At 37.3% G+C, this 12,201-nt stretch carries 11 protein-coding genes and 1 pseudogene; 6 read left to right on the top strand and 6 right to left on the bottom strand.

Going from position 1 to position 12,201, the window contains the following annotated elements; all coding sequences use genetic code 11:
- Nucleotides 1-319 precede the first annotated feature (319 nt).
- The 4 genes from M899_RS05335 (at nucleotide 320) to M899_RS05350 (ending at nucleotide 5,912) form a co-directional block, all read left to right on the top strand.
- A complete protein-coding gene (locus tag M899_RS05335; RefSeq protein ID WP_021270401.1) occupies nucleotides 320-1,177 on the top strand; it encodes a ribonuclease III family protein in 858 nt (285 codons plus the stop codon).
- 15 nt (nucleotides 1,178-1,192) lie between these two features.
- Entirely contained in the window at nucleotides 1,193-2,176 is a 984-nt protein-coding gene (gene era / locus M899_RS05340) for a GTPase Era (RefSeq protein WP_021270397.1), read from the top strand.
- A gap of 30 nt (nucleotides 2,177-2,206) precedes the next feature.
- Nucleotides 2,207-4,060, top strand: a complete 1,854-nt coding sequence (locus M899_RS18755; RefSeq protein WP_081653739.1) for a ribosome biogenesis GTPase Der — start codon at nucleotides 2,207-2,209, stop codon at nucleotides 4,058-4,060.
- A 322-nt stretch (nucleotides 4,061-4,382) separates the two neighbouring features.
- Nucleotides 4,383-5,912, top strand: a complete 1,530-nt coding sequence (locus M899_RS05350) for a bacteriohemerythrin (RefSeq protein WP_021270404.1) — start codon at nucleotides 4,383-4,385, stop codon at nucleotides 5,910-5,912.
- Nucleotides 5,913-5,937: 25 nt separating this feature from the next.
- Here M899_RS05350 and M899_RS05355 read toward each other — a convergent pair whose 3' ends face one another.
- The 4 genes from M899_RS05355 to M899_RS05370 form a co-directional block, all read right to left on the bottom strand.
- The gene (locus M899_RS05355) at nucleotides 5,938-6,408 is read right to left on the bottom strand and encodes a hypothetical protein (RefSeq protein ID WP_021270403.1); all 471 of its coding nucleotides are present in this window, start codon (nucleotides 6,406-6,408) and stop codon (nucleotides 5,938-5,940) included.
- Nucleotides 6,409-7,188, bottom strand: a complete 780-nt coding sequence (locus M899_RS05360; RefSeq protein ID WP_021270393.1) for a hypothetical protein — start codon at nucleotides 7,186-7,188, stop codon at nucleotides 6,409-6,411.
- Between the two features lie 266 nt (nucleotides 7,189-7,454).
- Nucleotides 7,455-8,231, bottom strand: a complete 777-nt coding sequence (locus tag M899_RS05365; RefSeq protein ID WP_021270398.1) for a hypothetical protein — start codon at nucleotides 8,229-8,231, stop codon at nucleotides 7,455-7,457.
- Between the two features lie 14 nt (nucleotides 8,232-8,245).
- Complete coding sequence (locus M899_RS05370; RefSeq protein ID WP_021270400.1) at nucleotides 8,246-8,731, bottom strand: hypothetical protein; 486 nt, start codon at nucleotides 8,729-8,731, stop codon at nucleotides 8,246-8,248.
- 124 nt (nucleotides 8,732-8,855) lie between these two features.
- On the opposite strand from M899_RS05370, the gene M899_RS05375 reads away from it, so the two are divergent.
- Both M899_RS05375 and M899_RS05380 read left to right on the top strand, forming a co-directional pair.
- The gene (locus tag M899_RS05375; protein ID WP_021270395.1) at nucleotides 8,856-9,521 is read left to right on the top strand and encodes a tetratricopeptide repeat protein; all 666 of its coding nucleotides are present in this window, start codon (nucleotides 8,856-8,858) and stop codon (nucleotides 9,519-9,521) included.
- 7 nt (nucleotides 9,522-9,528) lie between these two features.
- A complete protein-coding gene (locus M899_RS05380) occupies nucleotides 9,529-10,641 on the top strand; it encodes an outer membrane protein assembly factor BamB family protein (protein ID WP_021270394.1) in 1,113 nt (370 codons plus the stop codon).
- 1 nt (nucleotide 10,642) lies between these two features.
- On the opposite strand, the gene M899_RS05385 is transcribed toward M899_RS05380, so the two are convergent.
- Complete coding sequence (locus M899_RS05385) at nucleotides 10,643-11,506, bottom strand: hypothetical protein (RefSeq protein ID WP_021270396.1); 864 nt, start codon at nucleotides 11,504-11,506, stop codon at nucleotides 10,643-10,645.
- Nucleotides 11,507-11,600: 94 nt separating this feature from the next.
- Nucleotides 11,601-12,201, bottom strand: a pseudogene (locus M899_RS05390) (hypothetical protein); the annotation flags it as partial.

Raw genomic sequence — 12,201 nt, forward strand, 5'->3', positions numbered from 1 at the left:
TAGGTATTAAAACACTCGAGGTCAGTGCGGTAGTTTTTTAGGGTATTGTGGCTTTTTCCCTCTCTTTCTAGCCCTTCGTAGAAGAGTCCTTGCCATTTATGGAGATTATCTTTGTTTAGTTGTTCACTCATATTTAAAATTCTCTATTAAATTCAGTTAGTTGTATATGTTCCGAGATTCCTGTCCAATATTTTAACAATCGAGACTATTTTTCACAATGGAAAAAACAAAGGTTGAATTTCATAGGGAGCGGTGTTAAAAAGTGTCCAACTTACAAATACATAGCCGAATATGAGTGGGCCCTTTAATGGAGCAATCGATGACCTTAGACAACCTAGTAATAGAGTATGAGCAAAAAAGAAATGACGCTCAGAGTCTATCTGCAAAGTTTCAAGGACTCGTGGCCTTCTTAAAAGAGCGCACCCAACATCTTTCTTTTCAATCTGAACTTAAATCATACTTAGAAAATTCTGAAGAAATCAGTTCACTCATTAAATTTTTAGGACTATCTCCAGATTATAAGCAAAAACTAATTGGGCCCCTATCTCATCGCTCTTTTTGTCATGAGAATACGGTCGTTACAAAACACTCTTATGAGCGTTTTGAATTTTTGGGCGATACCGTTTTGGGCCTAGTTGTGAGTACGCGTTTGTTTTCTGAATTTGGTGAACTTTCAGAAGGAGAGTTGTCACGTCTTCGTGGCTCTCTTGTTAATGAAGATACGCTCTCAAAGCTTGCCGATTCTTTTTCTTTATCTCGCTTTATCCTTGTGGGAAAAGGTGAGTTTAAATCTAAAGGGCATGAGGCCAATCCTGTAAAGGCCGATGTTCTCGAAGCACTCTTAGGAGTTGTTTATCTAAGTGATGGTCTAGAAAAAGCACAAGAAGTCTTTGAAAGAATAGTTGTTCAATATGAGAAATCAACAGGGGACAAATTCTTTAGCAAAGACAGATTACAAAACTTTGATGCGAAATCACGTCTGCAAGAATTGACGATGAAGCTCTATAAATCCACACCCGTTTATAAAGAGACGCAAAAAGAGTGTGGTGGCTTTATTATTGAACTTTATATTGAAAATAAAATGGTCGTGAAAGTTGAGGCCCCTTCTAAAAAGCAGGGGCAGCGTGAGGCCGCGAGAATTTGTTTAAATGACGAGTTATATATTACTAAAAAATAGTTTCGGAGGAATTTTATGTTAATTGAACATCAACACCCAGATAACAAATCAATTATGGTTGCCATTCTTGGTGCACCAAATGTTGGGAAAAGTTCAATGATTAACTATCTGCTAGGGATGGACCTTACAATCGTTACGAATAAGGCCCAAACGACAAGAAATAAACTTCACTGCGTTTTCACAGTAGACCGCACAGAGATTATTCTTGTCGACACTCCAGGGCTACACAAGTCTAATCAAGAATTAAACAAAAGATTAAATGAACAGGCCCGTGAAGGTGTTGAAGGTGCAGACCTTAATCTTCTGTTGATTGATTTATCAAAAGAAATTCTTCCGCAGTTTGTTGAGTTCTCTGAAAATATTCAAAGAGATCTTGCAAGAACTTGGGTTGTTTTTTCTAAATCAGATAGAATTGAAAATGCAGAAGGTCTACCTCTTGCCGAAGTTGTAGAGAGAGCGAAAGAGCTTATTCCTTCAATTGAAAAATTCTTTGTTGTAAGTTCAAAAGAAGGATCAAATATGCACGCCCTTACGGGAGCAATTTGTGATGAAGCGAAATCTGGACCACACCTTTATGACGGTGGAGAAGTTTCAAATAAGTCAGAAAGATTTTTTGCAACTGAATACATTCGTGAACAGGCCTTTGATCTTCTTAAAGATGAAATTCCTTATGAAGTTGCCGTGGTTATCGAAGAATATAAAGATGTTCGTGGAAAACCAAAGAATGAAAATGATAAGCCACCTGTAACAACTCACATCTCAGCATCAATTCTTGTGAACAGACCGTCGCAAAGAGCGATTGTTATTGGATCAAAAGGTGCAATGATTAAAGAGATTGGTACACGTGCAAGAATGAAAATTGAAGCAATGACTGGTGGTAAGGTTCACTTAAACCTTCACGTTAAAGTTGCCCCTAAATGGTTTAAAAATAACTTCATTTTAGAGGAACTAGGTTTACCACGCGCTCATGATTCGAACCGTGTTTGGAAGAGAAAATAATTATTTAGTTTAAATAAGTACGAGGATTTTATGATGAAAAGATCGATGGTTATTTCCTTAATTGGTAGACCCAATGTGGGAAAGAGCTCACTTTTTAATCGACTAATGAAAAAACAACACAAGGCAATCACTCATGATATGCCTGGTGTAACAAGAGATCGTCACTACGGTATTGCTGAATTTGATGATCTTATGAATGAACAAAAGATGGAAACGATCCTAGTAGATACTGGTGGTTTCTATCCGCAAAAAATTGAAGAGGCCCATGAAAAAGAAGATGTTGAGAATGCGAATAAATTCTTCAATATCATGACAAAACATGCGGAACTTGCCATTGAAGAGTCGGATCTTGTTCTTTTCGTGGTTGACGTTAGAGAAGGTGCTCTTCCTTTTGATGAGAGTATTGCACGTTACATACGTTCACAGAAAAAGAAATTTTGGCTTGTTATGAACAAGTTTGATACTGAGAAACAATTAGGCGACGAGATTGATTTCTATTCACTAGGTGTTGAGAATATGTTCTCTGTTTCTGCGGCCCATGGTTACGGAGTAGAGGATTTAAGAGAGGCCATTCAACGTGAGGCCATAGACTTCAATAACTCAGGTGAAGCGACTACGGCCGATCTTCAAAAAGGTGTAACACCAAGAGAAGAAGTTGTGGCAAGACTTGCAATTATTGGTGCACCAAATGCAGGTAAGTCAACATTACTCAATCTTCTTGTGGGATCAGAAAGAGCACTTGTAAGTGATATCGCAGGGACAACTGTTGATCCAATTGAAGGGTACTTTGACCTCTATTTTGGGAAAGATGCTAAAAATCTTAAAGAAGACGTAAACCTTCTTAAACAAGATGGACTACTCTTTAAGCAATATGAAGATTTCAGAAAGAATAACTCTGACTTCTATCAATCAATGCTAGATTCCTATAATCTAGAAGAGCTTCACGACAAGGATCATGATTATGAACACCTTGAAGTGGATATGGAACTAGAAGAGTTGATTGAAGGCGAATCTCTTGAAGATATGCAATTAGTTGACGATGAAGACGGTGAAGAGCCTGTTGATAATATCGAAAGACTATATGGCCAAGTGTTCTCTGAAGATGAGTCTGGTGGAGATGATTCTTTTGAAGATGAAAAAACAGAGGAAGAGGGAAGCTATTGGCGCTCTATTCACCTCATTGATACGGCCGGTATTCGTCGTCAAAAATCGGTTAAAGGATTTATCGAGTCCCAATCAGTATACCGCTCTCTACGTTGTATTACTGAATCGGATATCGTTATCTATATGATTGATGCATCTAAAGGCATTGGTCACCAAGATAGACGTCTTCTTGATATCGCCCTTGAAAAAGGAAAATCTGTTATCGTTTGTTTAAATAAGATTGATCTTTTAAAAGAAACATTAACAGATGAAAAAGCAAAAAGAGACTGGTTACAAAATCTTCGTGATGATGTGCCTTGGCTATACTACTGTGATCTTCTTCCTATTTCTGCAAAATACAACAGACGTATTAAGCAACTTAGAAATGCCATTAAGAAAACAGTTCTTGTAAGACGCTCAACTATTCCAACAGGTATCTTAAACAGATATATTTATGATCTTGTTGAGAAAAACCCAATTGTGACAAAAGGAGCAGGTGGGAAGCGTTTTAAAGTTAAATATGCCTCAATGGTTAAAACTAGTCCTCCGACATTCTTATTCTTTACGAATAAGTCTAAAGGGATCACGGATAGCTACAGACGTTATTTGAAAAATGGTCTTCGTCGTGAGTTTGATTTTGATAACACACCAATCCACTTGATCTTTAGAACAGGTAATGATCTGGCCAATCGCATGAAAAAGGCCAAATCTCACGTTGGTGACATCAATTTTGATGATTAATCGCTCTTTGGCGCTCTTTCATTTATGTGAAAGAGCGCCTATATTTTTTATTTTTTAGTTTATAAATCCTAATACTTTTCAATAAAATCCTAAACATTCTCTGATTTAATTAGTCTGCTAATCGTAAAACTTAAGGTTAATTTTAGTTAATTTTTACAAAAGCTGATCTATGTCACACAGGTATTCTTAAAGTTAGCCGATGATTTTTCATAGGTTAAATCATGATTCTCAAAAAAAATTTAGCTGATATTTTTCATGTTTTAGCCGATACGCTCTTAATAATAAATTAACCTAACTTAAATAACTTATAGAAGGTTTTAGAATGAATACGGAAAAAGCAAAATTTTACATCCTCTTATCAATTGCCTTGCCCATTTCTGCCCTCGTTTTTGCGAGTGGTTTTTCTTTGTACAAAGTTTATGGGACAGAGCACTTTAGAGTCTTCTCTTTGTTATTTGGTGCTCTTATTTTTACTGTTTCTTCCCTGGCGATCTTTTTTATGGCCAAGGCAAAGAAGATTATTTTATCTCTTGCGGATCAATTACTACGCCATTCCAATTTGCTCGTGGGCTCGAGTGATCAAATCATTTTAACGGCAAAAGATCTTGCTCAAGGTTCGATCGAACAATCTGAGGGACTAGAGCAAACGGCCGCGGCCATGCATGAAATTGATGCTCTAATGAAAAGAAACAGAGATTATGCTGGAGAGTCAAAAGATATTTCTAGTGAAAGTGTGAACGTTGCTCATAGTGGTAAAGATAAAATTGACGTTATGAAAAGATCTTTTGAAACAATTAGAAATGGCAATAGAGAAGTTGTTGATTCAGTAAGAGAGTCAAATCAAAAAATTTCAGAAATTACTCAAATCATTGCAGAGATATCTCAAAAAACTGCAATTATTAATGATATCGTTTTTCAAACAAAGCTTCTTTCTTTCAATGCTTCAGTTGAGGCCGCAAGAGCAGGCGAGCATGGAAAGGGATTTGCTGTGGTTGCTGAAGAAGTTGGAAATCTTGCCAATATGAGTGGAAAGGCCGCTAATGAAATTACGGCCATGCTTGATAATGGAATTCGCTCAGTTAATGATATCGTTGATCAAACAGGAAGAAAAATTTCAACTCTAATTGATAGGGCCCAATCAGATATTGAGAAAGCACAAGTTAGTGTTGATGAGTGTATTGATGTTTTTAACTCAATTGAAGACAGAATTAGAAGAGTTGATAGTATGGTTTCTGAAATTTCTCGTGCCAGTGATGAACAGGCACGTGGCGTTGAAGAGATTGGTTCGGCCATTAATATTCTTGATCAAAACAACCAGCGCTCAACTCTTGTTTCTCAACAGGCCCACGAAGTTTCTAAGGCAGTACAAGAAGAAACAGATGGACTAATTAAAGGACTCAAGATCCTTTCTGATATTTTAACATTCGGTAAGAAAACTGTTCGTAAAATTGAAGAATTTGTTTGGTCGTCAAAATATAAAATTGGTGTCGATAAGATGGACCATGAACATGAAATTCTCATTGGTAAAATCAATAAGCTTATTCGCTCAATGAATAAGAAAAGTGTTAAGCAAATTGCTTCGAGCTTTCGTGAACTTTATGATTATACTTGTGAGCACTTTAGTGATGAAGAAGAGTATATGAGACAAATTCAATACCCGAACTACGAAGCTCACGCAAAGATTCACCAAAATCTTTTAGAACATTTACAAACATATCAAACTCAACTTGATAAAGGGATTCTCAACGAACAGAAGGTTGTGGCCTTCTTACAAAATTGGCTTATTTCCCATATCAAAGGTATTGATATGAAGTACGCTGATTTCTCAAGACAAGGTAAACAAGCAGCATAAAAAAAGGCCTCTTTCGAGGCCTTTATTATTTTTGATCTACAAAAGAACAATCTTTCAATTCATACTCTTTAAAAAAGAGCGTTTTACCACCAGTAAAAGGTTCTGCACTTTCTTTACTACGATTCCATACTTTCTTTTTCACTGGAATCTTATAGTGCTCAAAAATTTCTTGTTTACCACTTTCACTGTACATACTACGACGGAAAAATTCTTGTCCCACAACTTCATAAGTGTGATCTTTACCATTTCGTGTGGCCTTATATTTTGTGACATTCAACTTTTCTTTCGAACGAACTGTTGAACTGTCTTCTTGGCAAAAATTTAAAATACTGATCCAATAAGGACCGTTATCAAATTTATAAGCAGGCAGATCAACAAAGTATTTTTCTTCTTTCAAAAGATCTCTTAAGGACTTTGAGCTACCGCCAGCACTATCACCAACACCTGCGTGAATATTTAATGATAATAAGGCAAATATGGTGATTAAAAATTTCATCTAATTCATTCCTGGATTCATTTTATCAGTGCTGACAAAAGTTATGGCCCTTATATGCCCATGGTTTTCTTTATTGCGAGTCAATTCAATTTTCTTTTTATAGGCCTCTTCATCAATTTTTAGCCATTCGTTATAGGCCTTTTCATTGAGTCCTTCAGCATAGATGCCCATAAAGTTCTCACCATTTGTATCGGTGGCCTCTGGGCGAATAAATCTATTTAGAAGGTGAAGAGCACAGTTTTTTATGGCCTCAGGGCCAAGGTTCGCTTGGTTTTTACCTAAGACAAAGGTTCCGTCTTTTTGAACATCTAAGACGGCCAATTTAAGCATCTTTTTTAATGTTTCCATGCCGTGCTCACCAAAGCGGTAAGAAACAAACTCTTTGGTTACAGGTCCCGTTCCTGCGAGAAAATAAATTTCTAAGAAGGCACGATCTTTTTGCAGCTCTTCTTCTATATCAACAGAGAAGATAATGTCGCTACTGATTGTTTTAGGATTTCCCTTTTTAAGGGCATTGGCCACCACTTCAGGGGCCATTTCCATAAGTTGTGTATCGTTATTGGCATTTAAAAGAATGCGATAGATTTTGTAGAGAGTTTGATAGCCGGGTCTATTTTCCCCTGCGAGAATTCTTTTGAGGGTTTTCTCATGAACTTTCATTTTATTTGAAAGAAGACGCAGGCCAATTTTCTCGTCTTTAAACTGGACAAGGGCCTTTTCAAGGTCGTGCGTAACCTGATCTTTCAATAAATCTTGTTCAAATTCGCTCGTGGTGTTCATGGCGCAATCTTCCCTCGAAGGGCCATTTTTCGCAATAAATAGTGAAAAAAGGAATGAATATGTGGACAAGTTAGACACTTGTCCGCGATTTTTGGCCTTTTTGGGATTTTGTCCTGATTTTTAGAGAGTTAAACTTAAAAAAATTGAGAATTTTTTGCGCTGTAGCTATAAACAACGCAAGAATTATCTAAGAAATTAGATTTTTTCTCCTGTTGTGTTTGAAAAGAGGTCTTTGGACCTCTTTTTTTTTGCCTTTTTTCAATAATTTACCAATTAAAGACGTATGAGACCATGACCGTTAGGGCATCACCTGTAAGGTCTGAAAAACCACCAACAATTTGATTGTTGCTATCAACCACAGCATAGTCGTCTGTGTACTTGTCCTTAAAATTTACCCTATGCCATAGAAATTCTGCGTTTACATAGGATTCTCGGATACGAATAGGGAAGTCAAAGCCAAAACCAAGTCCAGCTCCTAGACCGCCTCCAGAAAGATTTGGAAGATCATTTCTATCCTCATACTTTGTCGTAGAATACCAGTACTCAAGTCTTGCTACGAAGTAGGGGTTTGAATATGTCAGGGCCGTACCTAGGTCAGAGGTGTCGATATAGTAGCGCCAGTTAAAGAATGTTCTAAGCATACTGACTGTGGCAAAGCCAAAGCCTTGGGTTTTTCCAGAGCCTCGAGTAGGTTCTAATAATTCAAAGTGGTGCTTAGAGTATTCAATCCCCATACCAAATGAAGTTTGAAAGTCCACAAAGTAATTAACGGCAAGGCCATAGGCCGGAGGGTCATTCGAGTAGAGCTGACCGCGATTTCCTGTGAACTGAGTCACTCCAAGCCCTACTTGAAAAGAAAAGAGGCGACCAAATTTATAAAAGCGCTCATCTTCCATAACCTGAGTATTTTCTAGGTCTTCATTGAAATCTGAAAAGATATCGCCACCAATATTGAGGTCGTCCTCATCAAAATCCCCTGGCTCAAATTGAGCTAGGGCATTGAATGAAATAAGAAGCGTAAGAATAAGAAAAAATTTATTCACGAGAGCTTAATCCTTTAAAGGTAGAAGTGGATACTGCCAAAGATAAAGGCCGAACCAGTAGTTTGCACTGCGAATTCATCCATTTTATTAAATGAGATCCCTGTCTCAAAGCTTACTCCAATGCTTTGGAGTCCTGTAAAGCTAAACTCTGAGCCACCTGTTAGATCAATTTGAAAGCCCGATTCTTCATTTCCATTTGAAAGCTTTCTATTTGTTAAGGCCCCAAGAAATGAAAAGTAGAAATTGGCCTGAGGCTCTTCAAAAACATTTTTATAGAATTTAAGCCCGGCCCCCCAGCCCCCTGTGTCGCTTGTGTCAATATTGAGTAGGCCACCAAAGGCGAATGAGCGGGATTTTTGGATTTTAAATGAAAGAGAAGTCAGATCATTTTTGAGCTGATTTGATACACCCACGCCTAATCGGCCGATGCGCTCTGTGGCAAATGCTGAGGTGCAAGTGATTGAGAGAGCAATGAACAGTTTCATCATGATTTTGGCCATTGGTGCTTCCTTTCGCGTCAAATTTTTATTCTTTAATTATGATAACTAAGCATAGTATTTTTGACAACTTCATATAAGATTTTTAGAATTTAGAGGTTTAATTTTTTCCAACAAGGATGGAGTAGTGAATACGACAACGCAAATGTCACAGCAGAATTTTGATGGCCAACTTCAACAAACAGAACTTGGGAGTTTTATTGCCCGTCATAAAGGAGGATTTTTAATCCTCGTTATCGCCATTGTTTTTGGAATTATCGGATACGGTATCTACAGTGTACGCGCTTCTAAAGCTGAAGAAGTAAATGCTGGAAAAGTATTTGCGTTCTCAAATACAACTTTCAAGGATTTTAAAGAAGGTAAAGTTGACGCTGCAAAAGTAAGCGAAGACTTCGCTATTCTTATGAATGAAGTTGGTAGTTTCAATGGTGCTATTCCAACAGCACTTGAAGTTTCAGACGCTCTTCTTGCAAAAGGATTGAAAGAAGATGCTCTTAAAACTCTAGTTGAGCTTGGAACGGTTAAAAATGTTATTTCTAAGTATTTCGTAAATCTTCGCCTAGCTGCTATTTATGAAGATCTTGGTCAGACTGATAAGGCCATTATTTCTCTTGAAGAACTTCTTAATGGACCAAAACTTCTTGAAGAGAAAGTTTATCTTGATCTGGGAAGACTTTATTTAGCTAAAGGTGATAAAGACAAAGCTCGTCGTAATTTCGAGTACGTTGAAAAAAATATGGCGCAAGAAGAATTTAAGAAGCTTGCGAAGTATTATCTTTCGACAATGAACTAGGATTAAAATGAAAAAAACAGTTCTTATTTTTTGCACGCTCTTACTAAGTGCGTGCTCATATCTTCCCACAAACCTTCGACCAGAGGGTGTTGGTAAGGAAGATAATGTTTTTACTCTAAGTTGGACTAAGGCCTTTGATCCAGAGTATGAGACAGGAAATCTTCCAATTTCTTTAAGCTCGCCACTTATCCACAATGGCTATCTTTATGTTGGTAACGGTCGTGGTCAAATGGGTGCATTTAATATTGATAATGGCCGTGCTCTTTGGATAGCTGATGAGCATTCTCCGTATCATGCTTCACCTGTTGTTCATGGTGACAATCTTATATATGGAAATGTTCAGGGAAGGCTTTTTTCACGCAACCTGATCACTGGTCAATCTCAATTTGAGATAGATCTTGGTTCAAGTATTGAGACTCGCCCTACAATCTATAAGGGGAGAATGTTTCTTCAAACTAGAGATCATAAGATTTTTGCCCTTGATGCATCATCAGGGAAAATTCTGTGGGCCTATAAAAGATCGGTTCCTTTTCTAACAACTCTTCAAAGAGCGTCTAGACCAGTTGTTGTTGATAACAAGGTCTATGTTGGCTTTGCTGATGGAGCTGTGCTTAGTTTTTCTACAGAAGACGGTGTTGTGTTGTGGGAGAGAAAAGTTGTCAACGGACAAAAGTTTATTGACGTCGATACTGATCCCATTATTTTTGGTAAGCACTTAGTCGTTGGCTCTCTTGCTGGTGATCTTATTGTTATGAATCCAGAATCTGGACAAATTTTAAGAAGACTACAATATCCAGTTTCTCGTGAGCCTTATATCGTTGGAAAAGAGCTTTATCTTCTGACTGGTGATGGACGTATCGTTGTCTTAGATGAGTATTATAACGAAGTGAAGTCAGTACAAGTGGGAGATGTGGGGTTAAGCTCACTCAAAGAATGGAAAAATGGTTACATGGTTACAACTGTAGGGCGTAAGGTTTACTTTGTAACTAAAGACACACTTTCTGTTCAGTCTCATTTTGAATTAGGAAGTTTATATTCAGCAGTTTTTGGTGAGATAGGTGATGGGGATGGTAAACTTGCCGTGTACTCATCCCGCAATAGACTTTACGTATTCAAATAGACTACTTATCAAAGAAGTCTTTACTCCAATTGACATTTAATCGCTTGAAAAGTTCATCATTTACGATGGACTTTTCTGGCGTACTTGCAATCCCTCTGCCCGCTTGTTTTTCAACTTTCGTATTCAAAGATTTGATTAGGGCCATATTTGAGAAGACTGTTGTTTTCAAAAGAATATTGAGACCATTCTCGTCTTTAGTCAGAATATTTTTTCTCTTACTTTCAGTTAAGAGATTTTCATAAATATAGTAGTTTGAGCTTGAACCACTTTCACATAGTTCAACCAACTCACTATAAGTTTTTGCTAAATGGATTCCCATGGCCTTATCAATGAGTGATTTGGCCGACTCTGAATTATTTTGTGATTTTAAAATATCTACAACTCGTGGAGTTTGAGAGTCAGATGTCATAGGAAGAAGAAGTTCTGGTGTATGAGTTACCATATATTCTTCATTGAAGTTCGAGTAATTTCCCGTTAGTGTTACGGGAAAATTTGCTTGAACATTTCTTTCTTTAAAGTCAGACAAACTTGTATGAAAGTTTGGACAAATATTTATATTCGGAGCACTTCTTTTATCACTAAAGCGTGAGAGTTGCGTGTACTGCTCATACAGTGAAAGAAAATAAAGTCTTTTATTTGTAAATTTGCTTGCTTCACCAGTTTTAGAACTTGTTGCAGAAGCAGGGCCTCTCATTGCATGGGATTCATATTTTTGAACTTGAAAAAGAGGTACTTGATTTGTGTAAGGCCTTCTGTCTTCAAATCTGGCCATTTTGGCCTCAATTGATTCAGGTCTTTTATAGTTTGATCCACAGCTAGTTACTGCTAGAGCGGTAAGTGTTATGGCCATTAGTTTGTACGACATTGTTTTCTCCTACATATGCACCTAGCATTCTTATCGGATGTTATGGTCAGAAGTTGAGAAAAGGACAATGTTCTATATTATTGATTTTATATGATTAAATCTTTAATTTTACACTGGCGACCACCGGAAAGTGGTCAGAGGGCAAGGCGTAGCGGTGGTAGTGCTCTCTTGGAATGGCCAGCCTGTTGCCGTATTGATCTCTATAAAGATAGGCCCCTGATTCTTCAGGGTCGAGTTCTTCAACATATTTTGGGTCAAAAAGAATATAGTCCAATTGATGGTCTGTAGGCTTTCCTTCGCGATCAAAATGAACATGAGTTGTTCTAAGTTCATAAGGCTCGTTGATAAAATCAAATACGTCTTTGAGGGCCAGTTCTCTAATGGGTGTTAAGTCCCAATTTGTTTCATCGTAAAGGCAATTATTAAAATCACCACTAATGACAATGGGAATATCTGGAAATTGTTTTTCTAGTCTTTTGTAAACTTTTGCTAGAAATTTTGCCTCGGCCTGTCTTCGAAGATTTCCATGTGGATCTATTTTATCCTTATCCAGATGAGATTTTAAATGAACAAGTAAAATGGCAAAGACTGGTTTGATATTATTGTCATTAGAGTAAACGAGCAGTTCCGAGATATCGCGGCTCATTTTATGGGATTTTATAAGATCCTTTCTCTCTCTTTGTCTGAGTTCATTT

The organism is Bacteriovorax sp. BSW11_IV, assembly GCF_000447755.1.
GTDB lineage: Bacteria > Bdellovibrionota > Bacteriovoracia > Bacteriovoracales > Bacteriovoracaceae > BSW11-IV.